A 25,795-nucleotide genomic window follows, 5' to 3' on the forward strand; every position below is an offset into this window, starting at 1 on the left:
GCGGCTGCGCAGCACGCCCAAATCCTCTACAATCGCCCGCGCCTGCCCGTGACGGGCCGGGCACGCCATCCGGCCGGCCGCGCGCCCTGGTGCGCCGCGCGTTTCGCCGGTTGCCGCAACCCGTCTTGCCCCGTGCGAGGCATAACGCATCCGATCATGAAAGTCATCAGCTCGATTCAGGAACTGCGCGACCAGTTGCGCGGCCAAAACCGCACCGCGTTCGTGCCGACCATGGGCAACCTGCACGAAGGCCACCTCTCGCTGATGCGCCTCGCGCGCCAGCACGGCGACCCGGTAGTCGCCAGCATCTTCGTCAACCGCCTGCAGTTCGGCCCCAACGAAGATTTCGACAAATACCCGCGCACGCTCCAGGACGACATCGAGAAGCTGCAGAAGGAAAACGTCTACGTGCTGTTCGCGCCCACCGAGCGCGACATGTACCCGCAGCCGCAGGAATACCGCGTGCACCCGCCGCACAACCTCGGCGACATTCTGGAAGGCGAGTTCCGGCCCGGGTTCTTCGAAGGCGTCTGCACCGTGGTCATGAAGCTGATGTCGTGCGTGCAGCCGCGCGTCGCAGTGTTCGGCAAGAAGGACTATCAGCAGCTCATGATCGTGCGCGCGATGTGCCAGCAGTTCGCGCTGCCGACCGAGGTGATCGCCGCCGAAACCGTGCGCGACACCGACGGCCTCGCGCTCAGCTCGCGCAACCGCTATCTCGCGGCCGCCGAGCGCGCCGAGGCGCCGCAGCTCGCGGGTGTGCTGCGCACGATCCGCGAGCAGGTGCTCTCGGGCCGCCGCGACTTCCAGCAGCTCGAGCTCGACGCCATGGCCACGCTTGCCGCGCGCGGCTGGAAGCCCGACTACATCGCCATCCGCAGGCAGGCGAACCTCCTGCCCCCCGTACCTGGTGAAACGGATGCGCCGCTCGTCGTGGTGGCTGCGGCCAAGCTGGGCGCCACGCGCCTGATCGACAATCTCGAGATCTGAACCAATCTGAGCGGATCTGAGCGCCGCGCCGCCTGCGCGCCGGCTCACCCGGTCTCAGCACGCTTTTTTTCGGCATTACCCGTGGCGGGCCGTGCGCCCGCCCGCCTGAGGAGACTCACCATGCAACGCCATATGCTCAAGTCGAAGATCCACCGCGTCGCCGTCACGCACTGCGAGCTGCATTACGAAGGCTCGTGCGCGATCGACGAGAACCTGCTCGAAGCGGCGAACATCGTCGAGAACGAGCGCATCGACATCTGGAACATCAACAACGGCGAGCGCTTCACGACCTACGCGATCAAGGGCGAGCGCGGCAGCGGCATGATCTCGCTGAACGGCTCGGCCGCGCGCCGCGCGCAACTGGGCGACCTCGTGATCATCGCGGCTTTCGCGAACGTGGAAGAAGAAGAGCTGAAGGCAGGCTGGAAGCCGGACCTCGTGTTCGTCGACGAGAACAACCGCATCAAGGGCAGCCGCGACCACGTGCCGACGCAAAGCTGGAGCTAAAGCGCGAGCGGCCGCGCGGCGGCTTGCGTTCGGCGGCTTGCGTTCGGCGGCTTGCGTTCGGCGGCTTGCGTTCGGCGGCTTGCGTCCGGCGGCTTGCGTCCGGCGGCTTGCGTCCGGCGCTTGCGGCTCATGCGGCGGGCGCCCTGCCCGCCGCGGCACGCATCACCGGGCGCGGGGCACGCCCCCGGTGGTTCGCAGCGCGCTGGCCGCTCGCGCCAGTCACGCGCCATTCTCGCGCCGCTCAGGTCCACTCAGGGGCCGCTCAGGGGCCATTCAGGTACCACTCGGGTGGCGCTTATTTGCCGTCCACCCACGAGATGATCGGCTGCCACTGGTCGAGATCCTTATCCACACGGCTTTTCGCGACGTCCCATAGCGTGAGGCCGTGGGCGGCGAGCTGCACGTAATTCTGCGTGTCGCGCAGATAGCCCAGCACGGGCAGATCGAGCCCCTCCACGAAGCGTTGCAGTTGCTCGGCCGAGCGGGTGCGCGAGTCCACCCGCATGCCCACCACGCCCACCTTGATGGCGCCCTTTCTGACCGCCTTTTCCTTGGCGAGCCGGTCGAGGAAGTCCTTGGTCGCGAGAATGTCGAACATGGACGGCTGCAGCGGGACGATCACCTTGTCCGCGAGCTCGACGATCGCGGCGAGCCGGTTGCCATGCAGGCCCGCCGGCGTGTCGATCACGGCGTGCTCGAGCCCCTTGGGCGGCTTGCCCGGGTTGTCCAGGTCGACGCCCCAGCTCTCGATGGCCGGCAGCGTCTCGGGCCGCAGGTCGAGCCACGCGTGCGCCGACTGCTGCCGGTCGAGGTCCGCGAGCGCGACCCATTCGCCTTGTGCCGCGAAATAGCCGGCCAGATTGGTGGACAGCGTGCTTTTGCCGACGCCGCCCTTGGGGTTCGCCACCACGATCACCGTCATGAATGCTCCCGTCAGGAAGGCTGGCGCAGGGGCCAGCCGGTTTGCCGATTCTGCTGATTCTGCCGATTTCGCTTCCGCCGGTGCCGCAGCCCAGCCGCGCTAGCCGCTTCGAAGTGCGCGGCACACCGGCGCGACGGCACGCCGTCGCAACCGTCCGATAATATCGGCAAATGCGGCAGCGCCGAAGTCCCGGCACGAGCGTGCGCGCGTGTGGCGCATCGCACAGCCGCGAAGCCAGGCGTGCACGCCGTGCCGTTTCGAACCCCGATCCCCCTTCTGAAAATCAAGGAGACTTTCCTGTCATGAGCACGTTGCGCACCGATATCACCATCGATTCCCTGCACGAGCGCCAGCGCGGCCGGCTGCCCGATCTGATCGGCTTTCGCGCGGTCGCGCTCGAACAAGGCCTGCTGCGCGCCGAACTCGACATCCGCAGCGAACTGCTCGCGCCCAATGGCTTCCTGCACGCCGCCACGGTGATCTGTCTGGCCGATACGGCCTGCGGCTACGGCTGCCTCGCGCACCTGCCGCCGGGCGCGAAAAACTTCACCACCGTCGAGCTCAAGAGCAACTTTCTGGGCACGGCACGCGAAGGCACGCTGAGCGTGGTCGCCACGGGCGTGCACCTCGGGCGCAGCACGCAGATCTGGGACGCCACCGTGACGGGCCCGGACGGCAAGACCACGGCCCTCTTCCGCTGCACGCAGATGGTGCTGTACTGAAGCGAGTTCGCGAGGGCCGGTTCACGCGGATAGCTGGCCCTCCTGTTGCCGTACCGATGACGCCTTCCTGACCACTCCGGAGCGGTACGTCCGCGCCAGCCGTCGCCGTCGCGACCGCGCTCAACCGATCGCGCCATACAGGCGCGCCAGATCGAGGCTCGCTTCAAGGGTATCGGCTAGCCGCTCGAGCGACGCCTCGCGCAGCGCCGGGTAATCGACGCGTTGTGCCGCCTCGAGTCCCGCCCAGCGCAGCAGCGCGGCGCACGCTTCGGGCGTATCGAAGAGACCGTGCACGTAGGTCGCGAGAATCTGGCCGTCGGCTGACTGCGCGCCGTCCGCTCGCGGCTGCCCGGCCTCGCCGTTGCCGGCGCGGTCCATCGCGCCGTCCAGGGCAGAGTCGCCCACGCCGCTGGCCGACACGATGCGCAGCGCGGGCTCGGCCAGCGCCGGGCCGCGCGTGACGCCCATGTGGATCTCGTAGCCCCGCACCGGCACCGGCGGTGTGCCGTCGGCGGCTTGCGCGGCGCCGCGCAGCACGAGGCGGCCCGTCACGTTCTTCAGCGTCTTCTCCCGCGTGAGCTCGGTTTCGTAGTCGAGCCAGCCGAAGCCGGCCACGGCGCCGGGCTCGCCCTCCACGCCATGCGGATCGGCGATCGCGCGCCCGAGCATCTGCATGCCGCCACAAATGCCGATCACCCGCCCGCCGTAGCGCAGATGCCGCGCGAGCGCCGTTTCCCAGCCCTGCGCGCGCAGCCACGCGAGGTCGTCGCGCACGTTCTTCGAGCCCGGCAGGATCACGAGATCGGCGGCAGGCGGCGCGCTGCCCGTGCGCACATAGCTGAATTCGATCTGCGGATGCGAGCGCAGCGCATCGAAGTCCGTATGGTTGCTGATGTGCGGCAGCGCGGGCACCACCACGCGCAAGGTCTCGCCGCCGGCCTGCGCGTGCGTGTGGGCGGCGCCGGGCAGCATGTCCTCGGCATCGAGCGTCAGGCCGTGCAGATACGGCACCACGCCGAGCACCGGCTTGCCCGTCTGCGCTTCGAGCCAGTCGAGACCGGGCTTGAGCAGCGAGGCGTCGCCGCGAAAGCGGTTGATGATGAAGCCCTTCACGCGCGCGCGCTCGCTCTCGGACAAACACGCGAGCGTGCCGATCAGGTGCGCGAACACGCCGCCGCGGTCGATGTCGGCGACGAGCACGACAGGGCAGTCGACGGCCTCGGCAAAGCCCATGTTGGCGATGTCGTTGGCGCGCAGATTGATTTCGGCGGGGCTGCCCGCGCCTTCGACGAACACGGTCTCGTAGCGCTCGCGCAGCCGTGCGTACGACTCGAGCACGGCTTGGCGCGCGAGCGGCTTGTAGTCCTGGTAGGCGCGCGCGTTCAGATTCATGCGCGCCTTGCCGTGGACGATGACCTGCGAGCCCAGATCGCTGTTGGGCTTGAGCAGCACGGGGTTGAGGTCGGTATGCGGCGCGATGCCCGCGGCGAGCGCCTGCAGCGCCTGGGCGCGGCCGATCTCGCCGCCGTCGGCCGTCACGGCGCTGTTCAGCGCCATGTTCTGCGGCTTGAACGGCGCCACGCGCACGCCCGCGCGGTACGCGAGGCGGCACAGGCCGGCCACGAGCGTGCTCTTGCCGGCGTCGGATGTGGTGCCCTGGATCATCAGCGTGCCGCGCGGCACGGCGGGTTTCGTAACAGACATGATGGCGATGAGTGGCGGCAATGGCGGCAAAATGCCGGGGCGTTCGGGCGAAGGCGCATTATCCCATCGGCTGCGCGCGTCGCAGACGGTCTGCGCCGCTTCTCTCCACGCTCTTCACGCTCTTGATGCTCTCGACGCTCTCCCGCCGCGATCACCGTCAATCTGTCGGACACTAGCCGCTACAATCACGCGATGATTTCGCGCGACTTCACCTTCATCGTCGGCGGCGCGCGCTCGGGCAAGAGCGCCTACGCCGAACGCCTCGCCGCAGAGAGCGGCCTGCCGGTCACCTATATCGCCACCGCGGCCACGCCCGGGGGCGCACACGCCGATGCCGAATTCGCCGCGCGCATCGCGCACCACCGTGCGCGGCGGCCCGCGCATTGGGCCATCGTGGAAGCGCCGCTCGATCTCGCGGGCGCGCTCGACGCCGCGGCCACACCCGGCCAGTGCGTGCTGATCGACTGCCTCACGCTCTGGCTCGCCAACCTGCTTTGCCCGCCCGGGTCGGAGGCGCCGCTCTCCGACTGGCGCGCGCGCCTCGACGCCTTCGCCGCCGCCTGCGAACGCGCGAAGCACGCCGACTGCACCGTGCTCGTGGTCAGCAACGAGATCGGCATGGGCGTCGTGCCGATGGGCGCGGCCACGCGCCTCTACGTCGATGAGCTTGGCCGCCTGAACCAGCGCATCGCCGCGCTCGCCCACCGCGCGACGCTGGTGGCCGCCGGCTTGCCGCTCGTGCTCAAGGCGCCGTCGCCGGACGCAGCGGGCGGACTGAGCGGACTGAGCGGACTGAGCGGATCAGGCGGATCAGGCGGATCATGCTGACGATGCTGAGCCTGCCCGCCACCGCCGCGCTCGCCGTCGCCGGCGTGGCCGTCGACCGCTGGATCGGCGAGCCGCGCCGCGCGCATCCGCTCGTCGCGTTCGGCGCGCTCGCGAGCCGCATCGAAAAGCGCCTGAACACCGGCCGCCGCGGCCGCCCGCTCGGCCTCCTGGCCTGGCTCGCCGCGGTTGCGCCGCCTGTCGCGCTCGCGGCGCTACTGTGCGCCGTGCTGCCCTGGCCGCTCGCGTGGGCGCTGCACATCGCGTTGCTGTGGTTCGCGCTCGGCGCGCGCAGCCTCGAAGAGCACATCGCGCCCATCGCACGCGCACTTGCCGAACGCGACCTCGCGGCGGCGCGCGAGTTGACCGCGCGCATTGTCTCGCGCGACACCGCCAACGCCGACGCCACCGCGCTCTCGCGCGCCGCCTGCGAATCGGCGCTCGAAAACGGCAACGACGCGATCTTCGGCGCGCTGTTCTGGTTCGCCCTCGCGGGCGGGCCGGGCGCGCTCGCGTTTCGGCTCGCCAACACGCTCGACGCGATGTGGGGCTACCGCACGCCGCGCTTTTTGCGCTTTGGCTGGGCGGCCGCCCGCATCGACGACGTGCTCAACTGGATTCCCGCCCGCCTCACGGCCGCGAGCTACGCGCTGCTCGGCGACACGCGCGTCGCGCTGCGCTGCTGGCGCGAGCAGGCGCCGCGCTGGGAGAGCCCGAACGCGGGCCCGGTGATGGCCGCGGGCGCGGGCAGCCTGAACGTGCTGCTCGGCGGCGCGGCGGTCTACCACGGCGCCGTGGAGGAACGCCCCGCGCTCGGCGCCGGCGCGCCGCCGCGTGCCCAGGACGTGACGGCCGCGCTGCGTCTCGTCGAGCGCACGACGATCCTGTGGCTCGCCATGCTCCTTGCACTGGCCTTCCTGAGCGTGGCAACCCATGTCTGAAGCGCATCTCGACACGGCTCCGCACGTGATCGCGCACGGCGGCAATCTGCACGAAGCCGCGCGGCGTTACGGCATCGCCTGGGATGCGTGGATCGATCTTTCGACCGGCATCAATCCGCACGGCTATCCGGTTCCACCGGTGCCCGCCGCAGCGTGGCGACGCCTGCCCGAGGACGGCGACGGCTTCGCCGCCAGCGCGGCGCGCTACTACGGCGCGCCCGATGCGCAGCACGTGTTGCCGGTGGCCGGCAGCCAGGCCGCGATCCGCGCGCTGCCCGCGCTGCTGGCCACACCGGCATCGGCGGCGTGCGTGGCGATCGCGCCGCTCACCTACGGCGAATACGCGCCCGCGTTCGCGCAGGCCGGCCACGCCGTCGTGCCGCTCGACATCGCCAGCGCGACGCTTCCCGAAGACGCGACGCACGCGGTCGTCGTGAATCCCAACAATCCCACGGCGAGCCTCATCGGCCGCGAGACGCTGCTGCGCTGGCACGCGCAGCTCGCCGCGCGCGGCGGCACGCTGATCGTCGATGAAGCCTTCGCCGACGCCTGCACCGATTCCCGCGCGGCCTCGCTCGCGGACGCAACCGGGCGCACGGGCCTCGTGGTGCTGCGCTCGCCCGGCAAGTTCTTCGGCCTCGCGGGGGCGCGCTGCGGCTTCGCGCTCGCGGCGCCCGCGCTGCTCGCGGCGCTGCGCGCGCGACTTGGTGCGTGGACCGTGAGCGGACCCGCGCGCCATGCGGTCACGCACGCCTTCGAAGACACCGCGTGGCAAGGCGCGATGCGCGAGCGGCTCGCCGCCGAAAGCGCGCGCCTTGCGGCATTGCTCGCCTCGCACGGTCTCGCGCCGCGCGCCACGCCGCTGTTCGCCTGGATCGTCCATGCGCGCGCCGCCGAGTTGCAAGACGCACTGGCCGCGCGCGCGGTCTGGACGCGCCGCTTCGATGCACCGGCGAGCCTGCGCTTCGGGCTGCCCGCATCGGAAGACGAGTGGCAACGCTTCGAGACGGCGCTCGCGCAGGCCATGCAGGCACTCGGCTGATGCGGCGCCGGTCGATCGTCCACGCCGGCACGCGCGCTTGCACTCGCCCCGGCTTGCGAGCCTTCGCACGCGCACTCGCCTTCGCGAGCGCCGTCGCATGCGCGCCTGATACGGCCTGCGCCGCCACTGTCAACGCCGTCGACGACGCCGGCAACACCGTCACGCTCGCCGCGCCCGCGCAGCGCGTCATCAGCCTCGCGCCGCACGCCACCGAGCTGATCTACGCGGCGGGCGGCGGCGCGAAGCTGGTGGGCGTGGTCGCCTACAGCGATTTCCCGCCGCAGGCGCTAAGCGTGCCGCGCGTGGGCGACAACCGCGCGCTTGACCTCGAACGCATCGCCGCGCTCAAGCCCGATCTGATCGTCGTCTGGCGGCATGGCAATGCGCAGCAGCAGATCGACCGTCTGCGCGAGATGCACATCCCGCTCTTTTTCAGCGAGCCGCATCGGCTCGACGACGTGGCGACCTCGCTCACGCGGCTCGGCGTGCTGCTGGGCACGCAAGAAACCGCGCAAGACGCGGCCGATGCTTATCGTCGCGAGATCGCGCGGCTGCGCGCGCGCTACGCGCAGCGCGCACCGGTAAGCGTGTTCTACGAAGTCTGGGACCAGCCGCTCATGACGATCAATGGCGAGCACATGATCAGCGACGTGATCGCGCTATGCGGCGGACGCAACGTGTTTGCCGCGCTGCGCCCGCTGGTGCCCACGCTCTCGACCGAAGCGGTGCTGGCCGCCCATCCCGACGCGATCGTTACCGCGTCGCAAGGCGCGACAGCGCCGGACCGGCCGCTGCCAGCGCTCACGCACTGGCGCGCGTGGCCCCAGTTGCCGGCTGTGGCGCACGGCAATCTCTTCGCCATCGACGGCGATCTGCTCACGCGGCCGGGACCGCGCATCGCGCAAGGCGCGGCGCAGCTATGCGAGGATCTCGATCGCGCACGCTCGCGCGATGCCCGCACGGCAAATTAATCTGGAATCCGAATAAATTGGCAGCCAGATTCAGGCGTTCCAGCGCGCGAGCTGCCACTCGCCGCTCGACGCCTCGCGGCGCAGCGTGACGATAGCCGCCATCTCGAGCGGCCAGCGCACGCAACGCGCGAGCGGCAAGCTCAACGCGCGCGCCGTGATCGCACGCATCACGCCCGCATGCGCGACGGCCCACAGGCTCCCGTGCGCCTCAGTATCGAGTGCATCGAACCACCCCGACACACGCGCATCGAACTGCGCGACGCTCTCGCCGCCATGCGCACGCGCATGCTCGAAATCCGCTGCCCAGGCGTCGATCTGCGCGCGCTCGATGGCGTCCCAGCGCTGCATCTCCCATGCGCCGAAGTCCATCTCCGCCAAGCGCGCGTCTTCGCGCGGCGCGAGGCCACCGTGCATGTGCCCGAGCACCCGAGCGACGCTCGCACAGCGCGTGCGCGGGCTCGTCTCGATGCGCTGCGGCACGCGTGCGCCAAGCGCGGCCAGACGCGCGGCGATCGACGCCGCACCCGCATCGGCGGCCGCTGCGAGCGAGACGTCGGACTTGCCGTAGCACACGCCCGGCTCCACCGCCACGGCAGGATGACGAATCAGGACGAGATCCACGCGAGCCCCATCAGATAGATCGCCAGCTCGAACACCTGCTGTGCGAAACCCAGGCAATCGCCCGTATAGCCGCCGATGCGGCGCACGAAATAGCGCCCGAGCGCATAGCGCAGCGCAACGAGCACGGCGAGCGTCGCCACGCCCGCGCCCCAGTCCGGCCACGCGGGCCAGAGGAGCCAAGGCAGGCCGAACAGGCACGCACAGCTTAGTGCGAGCGCACTCATGCGCTGCGCGACCGGCTTGGCCTTGCCTTCGGGACGCACGTAGTCGAGCGAGACGAGGTAGCTGATCGCCAGCGCGCGGCTCGCCGCGTGGCCGGCAATCATCAGCGTGGCGGCGCGCAACGGCGGCAGCGCGGCAAGCGTCTGCCACTTCAGCGCGAGCGAAACAACGAGGCCGATGGCGCCGAACGCGCCAATGCGCGAGTCGTGCATGATGCGCAGCACGTCCTCGCGCTGGTACGCGCCGCCGAATGCGTCGATGCTGTCGGCGAGACCGTCCTCATGGAACGCGCCGGTAGCGAGGAGCGTTGCGCCCATCGAAAGCAGCACCGCCACGCTCGCCGGAAACACATGCAGCGCCGCGAGGTACACGAGCGCCGCCAGCGCGCCGAGCAACGCGCCAACGAGCGGAAAATAGCGCGCCGCCGCATTGAGCCATTGCGGTTCGAAGCCGACCCAGCGCGGCACCGGCACGCGCGTGAAATAGCCGAGCGCCGTGAAGAAGTAACGCAATTCCGCGAGCGGATTCGTCGCGCCCTTCATGCGACTCAATGCGCACGCTCGCCGTTGGGTTTCTCGCTGCGCGCGTCCACGCCCGCGGACTCGAAGCTCGCCATTTCGTTGAGAAACGCCACGGCCGCGCGCAAAAGCGGCACCGCCAGCGCCGCGCCCGTGCCCTCGCCCAGACGCAGATCGAGCGCGAGCAGCTCGCGCGCGCCGAAATGATCGAGCATGCGCCGATGCCCCGCCTCGTTCGACGCGTGCGCGAACACGCAGTAATCGCGCACGTGCGGCGCGAGCGTATCGGCCACCAGCAGCGCCGAGGTCGCGATAAAGCCGTCGACGAGAATCGCCATACGCAGGCGTGCCGCTTCGAGAAACGCGCCCGCCATCATCGCGATCTCGAAGCCGCCGAAGGTTGCGAGCACATCGATCGGCTCGCGCACGTTCGCGTGGCGCGCAAGCGCCGCCGCGAGCACGTTGCGCTTTCTCGCGAGGCCCGCGTTGTCGAGCCCCGTGCCGCGCCCCACGCATTCGTCGATGGGCACGTTGCACAGGCGGCTCATCAGGCACGCGGCCGACGACGTATTCGCGATGCCCATCTCGCCAAAACCGATCACGTTGGTGCCGAGCGCCGCGTGGTGGCGCACGCGCGCCGCGCCCGCCGCGAGCGCGGCGACGGCCTCGTCGCGCGTCATTGCGCTCTCGTGGGCGAAGTTGCGTGTGCCGGGCGCAATCGGCAGCGAAACGAGCGCCGATGCAGACGGCAGCGGCGGCAATGGCGTGGCGACGCCCGCATCGACGATCTCGAGCTCGAGCCCGGCCACGCCGCTGAACGCGTTGATGGCCGCGCCGCCCGCGAGGAAGTTGGCGACCATCTGCGCGGTCACCGCCTGCGGATACGGGCTCACGCCTTCGTTGGCGATGCCGTGGTCGCCCGCGAACACGATCATCACCGGGCGCTCGACGCGCGGGCGCGTGGTGCGCTGGATCATGCCGAGCTGGCGCGCGAGCGCCTCGAGGCGGCCAAGGCTGCCTGGCGGCTTGGTCTTCGTATCGATGAGGTGCTGAAGCTCGTCGCGCAGCGACTGGTCGAGCGGCTCGACGGCCAGCAATTCGGAAAGCGTTGAAGTCATGGTGGTTTCAGTTCGATTCGGTTCGATTCGGTTCGATTCGCGCGCGCCGGTTCAGCGCTCGCGTGGCGGTTCGAAGGCGGCCACGAGCGCCTCGTGTGCCCCTTCGCGGATCAGCATGAGCGGATGGCCGAAGGCGGCGCTCGCACGCTCGGCCGTGAGCACGTCGCGCACCGGGCCCGCGAAGCAGCCGCCGCGGCCATCGAGCAGCAGCGCGTGCGTCGCGTAGCGCCGCGCAAGATTGAGATCGTGACAGGAAAACACGACAGTGCGCGACCCGGTGTTCACCCAGTGCGCGAGCGCCTGGAGGCAGGCGATCTGATGATGCAGGTCCAGATGCGCGAGCGGCTCGTCGAGCAGCAGGAGCGGCGCGTCCTGGCACAGCGCCGCCGCGAGCGCGACGCGCTGGCGCTCGCCGCCCGAGAGCGAGAGCACGTCGCGTGCGGCGAACGTTTCGAGGCCGAGCATCGCGAGCGCGGCGTGCGCGGCGGCGCGGTCGTCTTCGCTTTCCCAGCCCCAGCCTGCGAGATGCGGATAGCGGTTGAGCAGCACGGTGTCGAGCACGCTCGCGCTGAACGCATCGCGCACGTCTTGCGGCATCAGCGCGCGACGTTGCGCGAGGCGCACCGGCCGCCAGTCGCGCAGCGCCACACCATCCACTTCGACATGGCCCGCAGCGCTCTCGCGCAGGCCTGCGAGCGTCGCAATCAAAGTAGTCTTGCCCGCCCCGTTCGCGCCGGCCACGCACCAGATCTCACCGGCCTCGAAGCGCTGCGTGAGGCCCTCGACCAGCGTGCGCGCGCCCGCACGCAGCGTGAGCGCATGCGCGGCGAGCAGCGGCTTCGCAAGCATGGCGTCGTGGCTCGCGGCGGCGCTCGATGAGCAACTCATGGCGTGCGCCTCTTGAGCAACATCCACAGGAACACGGGCACGCCCGCGAGCGCGGTCACAACGCCCACGGGCAGTTGCGTGGGCGCAGCGACGGTCCGCGCGACGAGATCGGCGCCCATGACCGCGAGACCGCCCGCGAGCGCGGCCGCGGGCACGAGCATGCGCTGGTCGTTGCCGAAGGCGAGCCGCAGCATGTGGGGCACGACGAGCCCGACGAAGCCGATGGTGCCGCCCGTCGTGACGGCCGCCGCCGCCGCGAGCGAGGCTGCGAGATAGACGCCCACGCGCAAACGCAGCACCGGCACACCGAGCGCCTGGGCGGCGGCGTCGCCACGCAGCAGCACGTTCAAGCGCGGCGCGGCGCTCACGCCAAACACGAGCACGAGCGCGAGCGCGATCAATGCGGGCCACGGCATGCCGGCGCCGTTGAGGTCGCCGGTGAGCCAGAACAGCATGCCGCGCAGGCTCGCTTCGGGGGCGAGCGTCAGCACGAGCGTGATGAGCGCGCCCCACCCCGCCGCCGTCACCGCGCCTGTGAGCAACAGACGCGGGGAACTGTCCTGCGGCTCGCCGCGCCAGAGTTCGCGGCGCGCGAGGCCGAGCACGAGCAGGATCGAAACGAAAGCGCCCGTGCAGGCGCTCGCCTGCACGGCCCACCACGCAGCGCCCGCGATCATCGCCACCAGCGCGAACGCCGCGGCGCCACCCGAAACGCCCAGCACGTAGGGTTCGGCGAGCGGATTGCGCAACAGCACTTGAAGCAGCGCGCCCGCGAGCGCGAGCAGCGCGCCGCATGCGAAGCCGCCGAGCGCGCGCGGCAGGCGCAACGTGCGGACGATTTCGCTCGCCATGTCGTTAGCGTTTGGTGTGGAAGAGGTGGCCGGCACGAGCGCATGCAGCGCCTGCCCGAGCGTCACCGGCACGCTGCCGATCACGAGCGACGCCACGAATACGGCGAGCGCAGCAATGGCCAGCGCGCACCAGATCGCCGCTGCCCGGCGCGCGTTCATCGTGCTGCGCAGCGACATGGCGCGCGGCAAGACCTGCGCAGGCGTGCGGCGCGGGTTTTCGGGGTGGACGGTTCGCATCGTCGAAAGAAGTGGTCGACCTCAGGACACTGACACGTCGCCGCTGCGGCTCGCGAGGCGGCATACGCGTGACGTATGCCCGCCGGCATGGGATTTCGTCGCGACGCGCAGTCCGGGACGCGCTCTCCGGGACACGCAGTCCGGGACGCTCACGCCGGCGCCCGAGCGCCGGCAAGTGTAGGAGGGCCCCGTACGAGCGTCAAGAAAGCGCCATTATTGCGCGAAATACGGTTCCTATTGCGGTGAGAAGCTCAGTGCGAAGCGCGGCGAGAAGCTCGGCGTGAAGCGCGGTGCAAAGCGCAGCGCGAAGGCCGGCCTCGCGCAAGAGGCAAAATGCGTTCCCGCACGACGTGCGCCGGCACCTTATGGGTTAAAAACTGCAAGAAGCGGACATGAAGCGGGGCTGTTACGTCTGGAAACGACGCAAATGTCGGAATACGCGACAATCCGCGCTAGAATGCCTGTCTTTAGAGGACGCAGCACATGCTCAACGAACTCGAAACACTCTCACAAAACATCGGGCGGCTGATCGAGATCAATCAGCGCCATCATGAAGCACGCGTGGCGCTCGAAGAGCAACTCGCACAATTGCACGCGCAATGCGAAGCGACGCGCGCCGAACTCGAACAGGTGCGCGAAGAGCGCGACGCGCTGCAGGCCGAGCGCGATGGGCTCTCGGCCAAGATCGACGACGCGCAGGTCCGTCTGAACGCGATCCTCGAAAAGCTGCCGCGTGCGCGCGCCAGCGCGGAGCGCGAGAACCAGCTCGATTTGCTCGAGCCCTCGCAGAGCGCCGACGACGACAACGCCGCTCGCCACGGAGAAAATGCATGACGACCAAGCAGATCGAAGCGACGATTCTCGGCCAAAGCTATCGCCTCGCCTGTTCAGCGGAAACCGAAGCCGCGCTGCTCGAAGCGGTGGCGCGCGTGGATGCGGAAATGTCGAAGATCCGCAATCACAGCAACGTGCGCGGCACCGATCGCATCGCGGTGATGGCCGCGCTCTCGATCGCGTCGGAACTGCTGCGACTGCAAACGAGCGTGCGACACGGCGAGGCATTCCCAGCGGAAGAAATCCGTCGTACAATGCGCCAAATGAACGAGCAGCTTGGCGCAGTTATCCAGCAGTACGGTGTGCAATAAAACCCGCTGCACAATGCGTTAAAATGTTGCTCATGGAAAGGTCCACAAGACGTTTCTAAACAGCGGTGCCCTCGCGGTACCGTGCAGCACCGAACAGCGTAGTACAAACAGTTTAGTCAGCTTCCCTGCCTGGTTCGCCAAGGTCATATATTCCTTGAACCAATGCCATGTGCACGGTTGCGGAAATTTGTAGCACGGGCGTGCGCGTCACTAGTCTGATGTACCCAAAGTGCTGCTAACTGCGACCAATTCTGAACCCTCGGTTCAGGATGCCGGCCTAGCGGCTATGGCGGGGACCTATTCAAACGGCATCGGACTCACGTCCGATGCCGTTTTCCTTTTGTGCTTTGCTTTTGTATCATCCGGCTGCATCTTCGCTTGCCGCGACGTTGCTGCATCTCCCTTCACTTTCGACGCGTTTCTTCGACTCATGCGCTACTGGCTGATGAAGTCCGAACCCGACGAAGCAAGCATCGACGACCTCGCGAACGCTGCGCAGCGCACGCTGCCCTGGACCGGTGTGCGCAACTATCAGGCGCGCAATTTCATGCGCGACACCATGCAGATCGGCGACGGCGTGCTCTTCTATCACTCGAGCTGCCCCGAGCCTGGCATCGCGGGCCTTGCGCAAGTCTCGTCCACGCCCTATCCCGACCCCACGCAATTCGATTCGAAGAGTCCCTACTACGACGCAAAATCCACGCAGGAAACGCCGCGCTGGGTACTCGTCGATGTGGTGTTCAAGAAGAAGTGCCCGCTCATTGCGCTTGCCGCGTTGCGCGAGCATGAGGAACTCGCTGAGATGCGCGTGCTCGCCAAGGGCAATCGCCTGTCCATCACACCGGTCACGAAGGCCGAGTGGGACTTCATCACCAAGCGGCTGATGTGAGCCCAGATGCGAGCCTTGATGTGAGCCCTGACGTAAGCCCCGACATGAGCCCAGATTGGCGGCGCGGCGTACGCCCACCGCCAATCTTTAAAGATTGCAAAGCCCCCCTGCTCCAGCGGGAACCCTGCGTAGCCCGCCCCGCCTAACGAACACGCACGGATATTCATCGCGCACACGCAGCCGACACGCACGCACGAAGTTGCGCACAATCATGCGCTCGCGCCGGCACGCTTAAACCCGTTCGTGTGCGCGCCGTTCGCGAATCCGTTCTGCAAGGAGCCCAAATGAAGAGAAAAACCGCCATCACGCTCGCCGCCGCCTTCGCTGCTGCTGTGCCGCTCGCCATGACGCTCGCACCAAGCACTGCGCTCGCGCAGAGCGAAGCGCGCTATCAACCCTCGGGCGTGCTCTCGCTGTCCTCCGAGGCGAGTGCCGAGGTGCCGCAGGACGTCGTCACGATTACGCTGTTCTACGAGCAGGAAGCGAGCGATCCCGCTTCGCTCACGGCCACGCTCAATCAACGCGCCGACCAGGCGCTGCAAAAAGCCAAGGGCGTTGCGGGCGTGACCGCGCGCTCGGGCCAGTTCTCGATCTATCCGTCGACCGATCGCGACGGGCGCATTTCGGCATGGCGCGGCCGCACGGAGGTCGTGCTCGAGTCGCACGATTTCGCCGCCGCTTCGAAGCTCGCCGGCGATATTTCCTCGGTCATGCAAGTAGGCAACGTGCAGTTCTCGCTCTCGCCCGAAGCGCAGCGCGCTGCGCAGCAGAAGCTTGCAGGCCAGGCGATTGCCTCGTTCCGCGAGCAGGCTGCCGCGAACGCCCGCGCGTTCGGCTATAGCAGCTACACGGTGCGCGACGTGAACGTGGGCCACCAGGGCGTGCCGCCGCGCCCGATGATGATGATGAGCGCACGCGCCATGTCGGCCGACGCGAAGGCCGCGCCGCCCATGCCGCTCGAAGGCGGCACGTCCACCGTGACCGTCAACGTGTCGGGCTCGGTGCAGATGAAGTAGCGCGCACGTTCAAGCTGTCGCGCCGCATGTCGCCCGCCGCATGTCGCCCGCTGCATGTCGCCCATATGGCACACATGACACGCGCGGCACGCGCAAAAAGCAAGAAAGCCACGGCAAAACCGTGGCTTTCTTCATGGTGCGTCCAGTGCACCGCCGAAGCGCATCAGCTCTTTGCACTCACCGCTTGCTGCGTGCCGTTGCTGCGTTTCGCGCGGCGATACGCCCAGATCATCAGCAGCGCGCCCACAATGATCATCGGCAGCGAGAGCCACTGCCCCATCGACAGGCCCAGCGCGAGCAGGCCGAGGAAGTCGTCGGGCTCGCGCGCGAACTCCACGGTGAAACGCGCGAGGCCATAGCCGATCAGGAACATCGCCGAGATCGCGCCCATGGGCCGCTGCTTGCGCGAGAACAGGATCAGCACGATGAAGAGCGCGATGCCTTCGAGCGCGATTTCATAGAGCTCGGACGGATGACGCGGCAGCAGGTGATATTGCGCGAACACTTCGTTCAGATGCCACTGCGCGGCCTGTTGCGGGTGCGTGGCGAGCCATGCCGCGTCGTCGTTGGCGGCACCCGGAAACATCATGGCCCACGGCGAGTCCGGCGAGGTCACGCGGCCCCACAGTTCACCATTGATGAAGTTGCCCAAACGCCCCGCGGCGAGGCCCGTGGGCACCATCGGCGCAACGAAGTCGGTGACCTGCAGCCAGGTGCGTCCGCGCTGCCACGCGAACAGGATCATCGCGAAGGTCACGCCAAGGAAGCCGCCATGGAACGACATGCCGCCTTCCCACACCTTGAAGATGTCGAGCGGATGCGCGAAGTACCAGCTCGCCTTGTAGAAGAACACGTAGCCGAGGCGCCCGCCGAGGACCGTGCCGAGCACGCCGTAGAACAGGATGTCGTCGATGTCCTTGGCGGTCCAGCCCTGCGCAGCCACGTATGGCAGGCGCAGGCGCAGACGGCCGATCACGATCGCGAGGATGAAGCCGACGAGATACATGAGGCCGTACCAGCGCACGGCGAGCGGCCCCAGATGAATGGCGACGGGGTCGAAGTTCGGGTGGATGAGCATCGTGGAATCAGTGCTTGTCGGCGGTGAGGATTGAAGTCGAGTTGTAAGAAGCGCCGCAAAATCGGCAAGAAAATGTCCAATGCGTGCCCAATGCGTGCCCAAAACGTGCGGCGCGTGCGTTGGACGTTTCCAAAGCGGCTCAGTTCGCATGGCGCGCCGCGGCGACACATTATCGCCGAGACGAGGGGGGTCAAACCAAAATGAACCTCCAACCGGGGTCGCCGCAATTTCAAGGGCCGGATATGAAAGCGGCCTGCGCCCTGCCTGTCACCCGAACGGTGTGGGCGCTCATGGTGCGCGTGGCACGTCCACGCTCGACGCGTGCGCGCGCACGATCTCGATGAAGGCCGCCAGCACCGGGCTCACCTCCGCCGCGCGCCAGACGAGACCCGTTTCGATCGTCGGCGCCGTTTCGGCCAGCGGCCGGTAGACCACGCCCGTGCGACGCAGATGCCGCAGCGACTGCGGCACGAGCGCGATGCCCATCCCCGCCGAGACGAGGCTCACGATCGTCTGCATCTGGATCGCCTCCTGGCCCACACGCGGCGCGAGCCCTGCGGCGCCATAGCAATCCATGATGGTGTCGTGAAAGCCGGGGGCCAGATGGCGCGGGAACACCACGAGCGGCACATCGGCGAGATCGGCGAGGCTCACGGGCGTCTCGCACCAGTCCTGCTCGCAAAGGCCGCCCGCGCGCGCCGAAAGCTCGGCCGGCATGGCCACCACCAGCGGCTCGCGCGCGATGGGCAGATACGCGAGCTGCGCCGCGTGACGCGGCGGCACGGGCGCGATCACGAGACCCGCGTCGATGCGGCCCGCTACGAGCTCATCGATCTGCACGTCGCTCGTGGCCTCGGCGAGCTGCAGCCGCACGCGCGGGTGGCGCGCGCCGAAGTCGCGCAGCAGAAGCGGCAGCAGGCCGTAATCGGCCGTCGAGACGAAGGCCAGCGCCAGCACGCCCGCCTCGCCACGCGCGAGGCTCTGCGCGAGCGGGCGCAATGCTTCCGCCGCGGCGAGCAGGCGCCGCACTTCGGGCAGCAGGTCGGCGCCCACGGCCGTCAGCTCGACCGAGCGGCGCGTGCGCGCGAAAAGCTCGACGCCAAGCGTCTCCTCCAGCGCGCGGATGGCCTGCGACAGCGGCGGCTGCGTCATCGAAAGACGCGCCGCCGCGCGGCCGAAATGCTGCTCCTCGGCCACAGCCACGAAGTAGCGCAACTGGCGCAGATCGGGAATCGTCGTGCTCATCGGCAAACCGGTCCTGTGATTCTTTTTGCGACTCAATAGCCCAAGAATAATATATTGGACATTGCGCTCGCGAAACTCCATTCTTCTTCGCACACGCCGGCATATTCCGCCCAAGGCACGCCATGCCCGGCGATCGAAACAAGATTCGAGACACCTTCCACGGAGCGTCCCCATGGCATACAACCGTCGTTCGAAGAACATCACGCAAGGCGTCGCCCGCTCGCCGAACCGTTCGATGTATTACGCGCTCGGCTATGAAAAGGCCGACTTCGACAAGCCGATGATCGGCGTCGCCAACGGCCACTCGACCATCACACCCTGCAACGCGGGCCTGCAGCGTCTGGCCGACGCGGCGGTGGCCGCCGTCAAGGGCGCCGACGCCAACCCGCAAACCTTCGGCACGCCCACGATCTCGGACGGCATGTCGATGGGCACCGAAGGCATGAAGTACTCACTCGTCTCGCGCGAAGTCATCGCCGACTGCATCGAGACCTGCGTACAGGGTCAGTGGATGGACGGCGTGGTCGTGATCGGCGGTTGCGACAAGAACATGCCCGGCGGCATGATCGCGCTCGCACGCATGAACGTGCCGGGCATCTACGTGTATGGCGGCACGATCCGCCCCGGCAACTGGAAGGGCAAGGATCTGACCATCGTCTCGGCGTTCGAGGCCGTGGGCGAATTCACGGCCGGCCGCATGTCCGAGGAGGACTTCGAAGGCGTCGAGAAGAATGCGTGCCCGTCCACGGGTTCGTGCGGCGGCATGTACACGGCCAACACGATGAGCTCGTCGTTCGAGGCGCTCGGCATGTCGCTGCTGTATTCGTCGACGATGGCCAATCCCGATGAGGAAAAGGTCGACTCGGCCGCCGAGTCGGCGCGCGTGCTCGTCGAAGCGGTCAAGAAGGATCTCAAGCCGCGCGACATCATCACGAAAGAGTCGATCGAGAACGCCGTGGCGCTCATCATGGCGACAGGCGGCTCGACCAACGCGGTGCTGCACTATCTTGCCATCGCGCATGCCGCGGAAATCGGCTGGAGCATCGACGACTTCGAGCGCATGCGCAAGAAAGTGCCGGTGCTCTGCGACCTGAAGCCTTCGGGCCAGTATGTCGCGACCGACCTGCACAAGGCCGGCGGCATTCCGCAGGTGCTCAAGATCCTGCTCGACGCGGGCCTGTTGCACGGCGATTGCATGACCATCACCGGCAAAACCATCGCCGAAGAGCTGAAGGACGTGCCCTCGAAGCCGCGCGCCGATCAAAACGTGATCTTCCCCATCGAGAAGGCCCTGTATAAGGAAGGTCACCTCGCGATCCTCAAGGGCAACCTCGCCCCGGAAGGCGCCGTTGCAAAGATCACGGGCCTGAAGAACCCTGTGATCACCGGCCCGGCGCGCGTGTTCGACGACGAGCAAAGCGCGATGGAAGCGATTCTCGCCGACAAGATCAAGGCAGGCGACGTGGTCGTGCTGCGCTACCTCGGCCCGAAGGGCGGCCCGGGCATGCCGGAGATGCTTGCGCCCACGTCCGCGATCATCGGCAAGGGCCTGGGGGAATCGGTGGGCCTCATCACCGACGGCCGCTTCTCGGGCGGCACCTGGGGCATGGTGGTCGGCCACGTGGCGCCCGAAGCATTCGAAGGCGGCGCCATCGCGCTCGTGCAGGAAGGCGACTCGATCACCATCGACGCGCACCAGCTGCTGCTGCAACTGAACATCGACGACACCGAGCTCGCGCGCCGCCGCGCAGCCTGGAAACAGCCGGCGCCGCGCTACACGCGCGGCGTGCTCGCGAAGTACGCGGCGCTCGCGCGGCCCGCGAACAAGGGCGCGGTGACGGGTTGAAAACGGGCGACGGGTTGAAAGTGGGCTAAAGGTGGCGGGCCGGGCGTCGAGAAGCGCCCTGCGAAGCACGCCACGTGACCCGCTCGGATCGCTGCCTGCGGGAAATCAAGGCAACGTGGAGGCCGCAAGGAGGCTTCAAGGAGGGCGCACAGACCGTGCGCCCTTTGCTCTTATAATGCGACGACACAGCCGGCGACCACGCTGGCGGAGACCAGTATGAAATTGAAGTCGCAGGCGAAGAACAAGACAGCGACGCCAACCGCCGTGCTCGCATTGGCATTGGCGCTAGCCACGACGAGCGCCCACGCGCAGAACTCTCCAGGTGGACTCGCGCTCGCGCAACAGCAGAACTGCATGAGCTGCCATTCGGTGACGCGCTCCTTCATGGGACCCGCCCTGCGCACCGTGGCGGCCAGGTACGTGGGCAAGCCTGACGCACAGACCTATCTCACACACAAGATTCTGGAAGGCAGCAGCGGCGTATGGGGCACGGTGCCCATGCCTGCGAACACCCAATTGAGTCCGGCCCAGGCGGCCACGCTCGCAAGCTGGATCCTCACGCTGAAGTAATGTAGACGGGCCTGCGGGCGGCCGCTGCACCCGGCATGTGATCCATTCCGCCCTGCAGACCCCGCCGCGCCGCAGCACATGTGGCAACGGCATCGAAAGTCGACGCACGCGCCGCCGAGCGCCCCAAAGCCGCCCTCAAACCTCCGGCGGCGTCGATTTCCCCGCGCGCGCAGCCAGCTCCTCGCGCAGCGCGGCCTTGACCCAACCCTTCAATTCGGTTTCGAGCGCGAGACCGATCTCGCGCGACACCTGCCCCACGATCCAGTGCGAATGCTCCTGCAACGCCGCGGCGCAGCGCTGCTCGATCACGCTGCGCCCTTCGCCGGTCAGCCAGCCCATGGCCCGGCCACTCAGGCGTTCGACGAGCGCTTCGGCGTCTGGAGGGAGGCTGTCGGACTCGCCGGTGGGCATGGGGTCCGGCACGGCGGCCGCCTGGTGCGCGGCAGCGGCCTTCTCGAACGGCGACGCATCGCGTCCGCGCAGCAGGTTGCCCGGCACGAGTGTTTCGTTCAAGAGCGGGATCGGGGACCCTTCAACATCATGGAAATCGGACACGATCAGCTCCTCCGGATTTCGATCAAACGGATAAAGAAGAGACAAGCGGCGGGCACGCCGGGTTCAACCGCCCTGCTTGTAGTTGTTCAGCGCGTAGCCGCGATCGCGGTAGAAGCGGTAGCGCTCGCGGCCCGAGGCCAGTTCCTCGGGCGCATCGCCGATCACTTCGAGCAGGCGCTCGAAGCGCGCGAACTGGGGCGGCACGGCCGCGCCCAGGTTCAACAGCACGCCATGATGCGGCGCACGCTCGAGATCCGTGGCCAGCACGATGGGCGTTTGCGCGGCGAGCGCGCTCTCGGCCATGCAGTGCGGCACGAAGTCGAGCGGCGAAAAGGTCCACAGCATCTCGTCGAACGCGCGCAGGCGCGCGGGCTCGGCCAGCACGACGGCTTGCTGGCCGGCCTGATACGCCTTGCGCACGAGCCGGCACGCGTACATCAGCGAATTGCCGACGTTCGTGTGGAAATCGATCCGCGTCATTGCCCTGCACGATCGATCAAGAACTGCGCGAGCAGCGGCACGGGACGGCCCGTCGCGCCCTTCGCCGCGCCGCTCTTCCATGCGGTGCCCGCGATGTCGAGGTGGGCCCACGGATAGCTTTCCGTGAAGCGCGAGAGGAAGCACGCCGCCGTCACGCTGCCCGCCGGACGCCCGCCGATATTGGCGATATCGGCGAAATTCGACTTCAGCTGCTCCTGATACTCGTCGTCGAGCGGCAGGCGCCATGCCGGGTCGTTCGCCTCGCGCGAAGCGTCGAGCAGCTCGCCCGCGAGCGCGTCGTCCTTCGAGAACAGGCCGCTGTTGTGATGGCCGAGCGCGATGATGCACGCGCCCGTGAGCGTGGCGATGTCGATCACGGCGGCCGGCTTGAAGCGCTCGGCGTAGGTGAGCGCGTCGCACAGGATCAGGCGCCCTTCGGCGTCGGTGTTGAGCACTTCGACCGTGAGGCCCGCCATCGTCGTGACGATGTCGCCCGGCTTGGTGGCGTTGCCAGCAGGCATGTTCTCGCACGCGGGGATGATGCCTATCACGTTGAGCTTCAGGCCCATTTCGGCGACCGCGCGGATCGTGCCAAGCACCGAGCCCGCGCCGCACATGTCGTACTTCATCTCGTCCATGCCCTCGCCGGGCTTCAGCGAGATGCCGCCCGTGTCGAACGTGATGCCCTTGCCCACCAGCACGACGGGCGCGGCCTTCGCGCTCGCGCCCTGATAGTGCAGCACGATGAATTGCGGCGGCTCGACCGAACCTTTTGTTACAGAAAGAAACGAGCCCATCTTGAGCGTTTCGATCTGGCGCTGGCCGAGCACTTCGACCTTGAGCTTCCAGTCGCGCGCGAGCTTCTTGGCCGTGGCCGCGAGGTACGTGGGCGTGCAGACGTTGCCCGGCAGGTTGCCGAGGTCGCGCGTGAGGTCCATGCCGTTGGCGAGCGCCACGGCCTGCTTGACGGCGAGCTTCGCGGCCTTGTCGTCGGTGGCGTCGATGCTGAAGACGACGCGCTTGAGCGCGCGCTGCGCGACGTCGGGCTTGCTCTTCATCTGCGTGAAGCGGTAGGTCTCGTGGCGCAATGCGAGGATCGCGGCGCGCACACCCCAGTCGCCCGTGCGCTCCTTGATGGGCAGCTGTGCGAGCGTGAACGTGACCTGCGCGATCTTCGTGCCGAGAATCGCGCGCCAGGCCGCCTTGACGGCCTCGCCATAGGCCTTCTGGCCGAATGCATCCTGCTTGCCAAGGCCGACCAGCAGCACGCGCGAGGCGCCGATGCCGCTGACTTCCGGCAGGAACAGCGTGGAGCCGGCCTTGCCGTCGATGTCGCCGGACTTGACGAGGCGGGCGATCGCGCCGCCAATGGCGCGGTCGATCACGAATGCCGGGCCGGAAAGGGTTTGTGCCTCGAAGATGCCCACTACGACGCAATCCGACTTGCCGGTCAGGAAGGGGCCTTCCCCGCCTTTGCTCCAGTCACAGGCTTTTATGCTAAAGTCCATCGCGCTTGTCCTCGGATAAAATCTGGGCTTAGGATGAAAGCCGCAATTATCCGCTATTTTTTCCGCGGCGGCTCCTGGGCAGTAGCGCGAGCGCTTCGCCCGGCGCGGACCGCCCGCCCTCTTCATCAATAATGATCTTCGAACGTTCCCTGCAGCGTGAACTCGCGTACACGGCCGGCGCCGTGTTCATGGTTCTGCTCACGATCATGCTGACGACGATGATGATCCGCATCGTCGGCTTTGCCGCGTCGGGCCAGATCGACCCGCGCGACGTGCTGGTCCTGATCGGCCTGACCGTGATCGGCTACCTCGCCGTGATGCTGATCGTCACGCTCTTCGTCTCGATCCTGTTCGTGCTCACGCGCTGGTACAAGGATTCCGAAATGGTCGTCTGGCTCGCCTCCGGGGTGAGCCTCACGCGCCTCATCAAGCCGATCGCCGTTTTCTCCACGCCGATCGTGATCCTCATCGTGTTTTTCGCCTTTGTCGGCTGGCCGTGGTCGAACGCGCAAAGCAAGCTGATCCGCGCGCGCTTTCAGCAGCGCGATGAAGTGTCGCTGCTGGCACCTGGCCAGTTCCGCGAATCGCCGACCACGCACCGCGTGTTCTTCATCGAAAGCATGAGCCCCGACCAGGGCCGCGTGGACAACGTGTTCGTTACGAGCACGGAGAACGGCAAGGTCAACGTGATCGTCTCCAAGACCGGACACACCGAAACCGAGAAGAACGGCGAGCGCTTCGTCGTGCTCGAGAACGGCCGACGCTACGACGGCGAACCGGGCCACCCCGATTTCCGCATCACCGAGTTCCAGCGCTACGGCGTCAAGATCCAGAGCCAGCCGGTGGTTTCGACGCCCACGGCGAGCAGCACGCCCACGCTCGACCTGATACGCAATCCGAGCGGCGACAATCTCGGCGAGCTCGCGTGGCGCGCCGGCCTGCCGCTCATCGCGCTCAACCTGATGCTGCTCGCGATCCCGCTCGCCTATCAGAACCCGCGCCGCGGGCGCACCATCAACCTCGTGATGGCCGTGCTGATCTACCTCACCTACTCGAACCTGCTCAACGTCATGCAATCGCAGATCGAGCAGTCCAAGATCTCGTTCGGCCTCGGACTCGTGCTGCTGCATATCGTGGTGCTCGCGCTCGTCGTCTTCCTCTTCTGGCTGCGGGTGCGCAACCGGCCGCTCTTTACGCGCGCGATGTTCCAGCGCGCGTCGCAGGGGAGCTGACCGATGCGCATCTACGAGAAATACTTCGCGCGCCAGATCTATGTGGCGTTCGTGTTCATCCTGTTCGCCTTTTCGGGTCTGTTCTTCTTCTTCGACCTGATCAACGAGCTGAACTCGGTCGGCCACGGCAACTACAAGTTCACCTATGCGGTGCTGCGCGTCGCGCTGCAGGCGCCTTCACGGCTCTACGAGATCATTCCGGTGGCGGCGCTCATCGCCGCGATCTATGTGTTCGCGCAGATGGCCGCCAATTCCGAGTACACGATCTTTCGCGTCTCCGGTCTCGCGACTGGCCAGGCACTGCGCTCGCTCCTGAAGGTCGGTGTCCCGATCGTGCTGCTCACTTACCTCATCGGCGAAGTGGTCGGTCCGTACACGGACCAGCTCTCCGAGCGCGTGCGTCTGGAGGCGCTCGGCTCCGCCGTGTCGACGGACTTCAAGTCGGGCGTCTGGGTGAAGGACACGCTCACCAAGCGCGCCGACGGCGAGCAGGCGACGCGCTTCGTCAACGTGGGCGAGCTGCTGCCCGACGCGACGATCACCAACGTGCGCATCTACGAATTCGATTCGCAGTTCAGGCTCTCGAACGTGCGTATCGCGAAGAGCGGCAAGTATCAGCCGCCGGGCCACTGGCTGCTCAAGGACGTGACGGACACCGAGCTCATCGGCGTGCCGCCGCCGCCGAACCGGCCTGCCGATGCGCTCAATCCGGTCTATCGCGCGCAGCAAACCGCGCTGCCCGAGTACTCGCTGCGCTCGGAGCTCACGCCGCAGATTCTCTCGGTGCTGCTGGTTTCGCCGGATCGCATGTCGATGTTCAACCTGTTCCGCTACATCCAGCATCTTTCGGAAAACCATCAGGACACGCAGCGCTACGAAATCGCAATCTGGCGCAAGGTGCTCTACCCGTTCGCGGTATTCGTGATGCTGGTGCTCTCGCTGCCGTTCGCGTACCTGCATACGCGCGCGGGCGTGGTGGGCGTGAAGGTGTTCGGCGGGATCATGCTCGGCATGAGCTTCCAGCTCGTGAACACGTTGTTCTCGCACGTCGGTACACTGAACACGTGGCCCGCGCCGCTCACGGCGGCGACACCTGGCCTGATCTATCTGGCGCTCGGTCTGATCGGCCTGAAATGGGTCGACCGGCATTGA

General features: G+C 67.6%; 27 protein-coding genes and 1 other RNA gene. 16 read left to right on the forward strand and 12 right to left on the reverse strand.

Annotation, left to right across the window (positions count from 1 at the left end; all coding sequences use genetic code 11):
* Positions 1-156: 156 nt before the first annotated feature.
* Together panC and panD are read left to right on the forward strand one after the other, a co-directional pair.
* Positions 157-990, forward strand: coding sequence for a pantoate--beta-alanine ligase (gene panC / locus EYW47_RS24920; protein ID WP_133197506.1), 834 nt, complete (start codon positions 157-159; stop codon positions 988-990).
* A gap of 120 nt (positions 991-1,110) precedes the next feature.
* Positions 1,111-1,497, forward strand: a complete 387-nt coding sequence (gene panD / locus EYW47_RS24925; RefSeq protein WP_028207747.1) for an aspartate 1-decarboxylase — start codon at positions 1,111-1,113, stop codon at positions 1,495-1,497.
* A gap of 295 nt (positions 1,498-1,792) precedes the next feature.
* Here the strand turns inward: panD and EYW47_RS24935 are convergent, their stop codons facing one another.
* Positions 1,793-2,419, reverse strand: coding sequence for a ParA family protein (locus EYW47_RS24935; protein ID WP_133197507.1), 627 nt, complete (start codon positions 2,417-2,419; stop codon positions 1,793-1,795).
* Positions 2,420-2,721: 302 nt separating this feature from the next.
* Between EYW47_RS24935 and EYW47_RS24940 the strand changes: the two genes are divergently transcribed.
* On the forward strand, positions 2,722-3,141 hold the full coding sequence (locus EYW47_RS24940; RefSeq protein WP_133197508.1) for a PaaI family thioesterase: 420 nt from the start codon (positions 2,722-2,724) through the stop codon (positions 3,139-3,141).
* A gap of 120 nt (positions 3,142-3,261) precedes the next feature.
* On the opposite strand, the gene EYW47_RS24945 is transcribed toward EYW47_RS24940, so the two are convergent.
* Complete coding sequence (locus EYW47_RS24945) at positions 3,262-4,845, reverse strand: cobyric acid synthase (RefSeq protein ID WP_205710151.1); 1,584 nt, start codon at positions 4,843-4,845, stop codon at positions 3,262-3,264.
* Between the two features lie 192 nt (positions 4,846-5,037).
* Here EYW47_RS24945 and cobU point away from each other — a divergent pair, with 192 nt between their 5' ends.
* From cobU to EYW47_RS24965, 4 genes are read left to right on the forward strand one after another with little or no spacing between them, the layout of a single operon-like run.
* Positions 5,038-5,673 carry a bifunctional adenosylcobinamide kinase/adenosylcobinamide-phosphate guanylyltransferase gene (gene cobU, locus EYW47_RS24950; protein ID WP_133197509.1) on the forward strand — a complete coding sequence of 212 codons (636 nt, stop codon included), beginning with the start codon at positions 5,038-5,040 and terminating at the stop codon, positions 5,671-5,673.
* The gene (gene cbiB, locus EYW47_RS24955) at positions 5,670-6,611 is read left to right on the forward strand and encodes an adenosylcobinamide-phosphate synthase CbiB (RefSeq protein ID WP_133197564.1); all 942 of its coding nucleotides are present in this window, start codon (positions 5,670-5,672) and stop codon (positions 6,609-6,611) included. Before cobU ends, cbiB begins: the two co-directional genes overlap by 4 nt.
* Positions 6,604-7,653: a threonine-phosphate decarboxylase CobD gene (gene cobD, locus EYW47_RS24960; RefSeq protein WP_133197510.1), complete on the forward strand. Its 1,050-nt coding sequence runs from the start codon at positions 6,604-6,606 to the stop codon at positions 7,651-7,653. Before cbiB ends, cobD begins: the two co-directional genes overlap by 8 nt.
* Positions 7,654-7,706: 53 nt before the next feature.
* Positions 7,707-8,624 carry a cobalamin-binding protein gene (locus EYW47_RS24965; protein ID WP_240763905.1) on the forward strand — a complete coding sequence of 306 codons (918 nt, stop codon included), beginning with the start codon at positions 7,707-7,709 and terminating at the stop codon, positions 8,622-8,624.
* A 30-nt stretch (positions 8,625-8,654) separates the two neighbouring features.
* Here the strand turns inward: EYW47_RS24965 and cobC are convergent, their stop codons facing one another.
* From cobC to EYW47_RS24990, 5 genes are read right to left on the reverse strand one after another with little or no spacing between them, the layout of a single operon-like run.
* Positions 8,655-9,245 (reverse strand): alpha-ribazole phosphatase, encoded by a 591-nt coding sequence (gene cobC, locus EYW47_RS24970; RefSeq protein ID WP_133197512.1) that lies wholly within the window; start codon positions 9,243-9,245, stop codon positions 8,655-8,657.
* The gene (locus EYW47_RS24975; RefSeq protein WP_133197513.1) at positions 9,230-10,009 is read right to left on the reverse strand and encodes an adenosylcobinamide-GDP ribazoletransferase; all 780 of its coding nucleotides are present in this window, start codon (positions 10,007-10,009) and stop codon (positions 9,230-9,232) included. Before EYW47_RS24975 ends, cobC begins: the two co-directional genes overlap by 16 nt.
* A gap of 5 nt (positions 10,010-10,014) precedes the next feature.
* Complete coding sequence (cobT, locus tag EYW47_RS42030; protein WP_133197514.1) at positions 10,015-11,103, reverse strand: nicotinate-nucleotide--dimethylbenzimidazole phosphoribosyltransferase; 1,089 nt, start codon at positions 11,101-11,103, stop codon at positions 10,015-10,017.
* Positions 11,104-11,154: 51 nt separating this feature from the next.
* Positions 11,155-11,991 (reverse strand): ABC transporter ATP-binding protein, encoded by an 837-nt coding sequence (locus tag EYW47_RS42035; RefSeq protein ID WP_377785136.1) that lies wholly within the window; start codon positions 11,989-11,991, stop codon positions 11,155-11,157.
* A complete protein-coding gene (locus EYW47_RS24990; RefSeq protein WP_133197566.1) occupies positions 11,988-13,019 on the reverse strand; it encodes a FecCD family ABC transporter permease in 1,032 nt (343 codons plus the stop codon). The genes EYW47_RS42035 and EYW47_RS24990 overlap by 4 nt, the downstream gene beginning before the upstream one ends.
* Positions 13,020-13,562: 543 nt before the next feature.
* Between EYW47_RS24990 and EYW47_RS24995 the strand changes: the two genes are divergently transcribed.
* From EYW47_RS24995 to EYW47_RS25015, 5 genes are all read left to right on the forward strand, one after another.
* Positions 13,563-13,913: an ATPase gene (locus EYW47_RS24995; protein WP_133197515.1), complete on the forward strand. Its 351-nt coding sequence runs from the start codon at positions 13,563-13,565 to the stop codon at positions 13,911-13,913.
* Positions 13,910-14,224: a cell division protein ZapA gene (locus tag EYW47_RS25000; RefSeq protein WP_133197516.1), complete on the forward strand. Its 315-nt coding sequence runs from the start codon at positions 13,910-13,912 to the stop codon at positions 14,222-14,224. The genes EYW47_RS24995 and EYW47_RS25000 overlap by 4 nt, the downstream gene beginning before the upstream one ends.
* Before the next feature lie 119 nt (positions 14,225-14,343).
* Positions 14,344-14,524, forward strand: a non-coding RNA gene (gene ssrS, locus EYW47_RS25005) — 6S RNA.
* 130 nt (positions 14,525-14,654) lie between these two features.
* Positions 14,655-15,113, forward strand: coding sequence for an EVE domain-containing protein (locus EYW47_RS25010; protein WP_133197517.1), 459 nt, complete (start codon positions 14,655-14,657; stop codon positions 15,111-15,113).
* 284 nt (positions 15,114-15,397) lie between these two features.
* Entirely contained in the window at positions 15,398-16,129 is a 732-nt protein-coding gene (locus tag EYW47_RS25015) for an SIMPL domain-containing protein (protein ID WP_133197518.1), read from the forward strand.
* 163 nt (positions 16,130-16,292) lie between these two features.
* On the opposite strand, the gene lgt is transcribed toward EYW47_RS25015, so the two are convergent.
* Together lgt and EYW47_RS25025 are read right to left on the reverse strand one after the other, a co-directional pair.
* Entirely contained in the window at positions 16,293-17,207 is a 915-nt protein-coding gene (gene lgt / locus EYW47_RS25020; RefSeq protein WP_133197519.1) for a prolipoprotein diacylglyceryl transferase, read from the reverse strand.
* A gap of 288 nt (positions 17,208-17,495) precedes the next feature.
* Complete coding sequence (locus tag EYW47_RS25025) at positions 17,496-18,452, reverse strand: LysR family transcriptional regulator (RefSeq protein WP_133197520.1); 957 nt, start codon at positions 18,450-18,452, stop codon at positions 17,496-17,498.
* A gap of 172 nt (positions 18,453-18,624) precedes the next feature.
* On the opposite strand from EYW47_RS25025, the gene ilvD reads away from it, so the two are divergent.
* Both ilvD and EYW47_RS25035 read left to right on the forward strand, forming a co-directional pair.
* Entirely contained in the window at positions 18,625-20,298 is a 1,674-nt protein-coding gene (gene ilvD / locus EYW47_RS25030; protein WP_133197521.1) for a dihydroxy-acid dehydratase, read from the forward strand.
* A 222-nt stretch (positions 20,299-20,520) separates the two neighbouring features.
* The gene (locus EYW47_RS25035; RefSeq protein WP_377785188.1) at positions 20,521-20,868 is read left to right on the forward strand and encodes a c-type cytochrome; all 348 of its coding nucleotides are present in this window, start codon (positions 20,521-20,523) and stop codon (positions 20,866-20,868) included.
* Between the two features lie 135 nt (positions 20,869-21,003).
* Here the strand turns inward: EYW47_RS25035 and EYW47_RS25040 are convergent, their stop codons facing one another.
* The 3 genes from EYW47_RS25040 to EYW47_RS25050 form a co-directional block, all read right to left on the reverse strand.
* The gene (locus EYW47_RS25040; protein ID WP_133197523.1) at positions 21,004-21,423 is read right to left on the reverse strand and encodes a DUF2486 family protein; all 420 of its coding nucleotides are present in this window, start codon (positions 21,421-21,423) and stop codon (positions 21,004-21,006) included.
* 63 nt (positions 21,424-21,486) lie between these two features.
* A complete protein-coding gene (locus EYW47_RS25045; RefSeq protein ID WP_133197524.1) occupies positions 21,487-21,903 on the reverse strand; it encodes a DNA polymerase III subunit chi in 417 nt (138 codons plus the stop codon).
* Positions 21,900-23,411, reverse strand: coding sequence for a leucyl aminopeptidase (locus EYW47_RS25050; protein WP_133197525.1), 1,512 nt, complete (start codon positions 23,409-23,411; stop codon positions 21,900-21,902). Before EYW47_RS25050 ends, EYW47_RS25045 begins: the two co-directional genes overlap by 4 nt.
* A 131-nt stretch (positions 23,412-23,542) precedes the next feature.
* Between EYW47_RS25050 and lptF the strand changes: the two genes are divergently transcribed.
* Positions 23,543-24,643 (forward strand): LPS export ABC transporter permease LptF, encoded by a 1,101-nt coding sequence (gene lptF / locus EYW47_RS25060; protein WP_133197527.1) that lies wholly within the window; start codon positions 23,543-23,545, stop codon positions 24,641-24,643.
* Between the two features lie 3 nt (positions 24,644-24,646).
* Positions 24,647-25,795: an LPS export ABC transporter permease LptG gene (lptG, locus tag EYW47_RS25065; RefSeq protein ID WP_133197528.1), complete on the forward strand. Its 1,149-nt coding sequence runs from the start codon at positions 24,647-24,649 to the stop codon at positions 25,793-25,795.

This window comes from Paraburkholderia silviterrae (genome assembly GCF_004353915.1).
GTDB lineage: Bacteria > Pseudomonadota > Gammaproteobacteria > Burkholderiales > Burkholderiaceae > Paraburkholderia > Paraburkholderia silviterrae.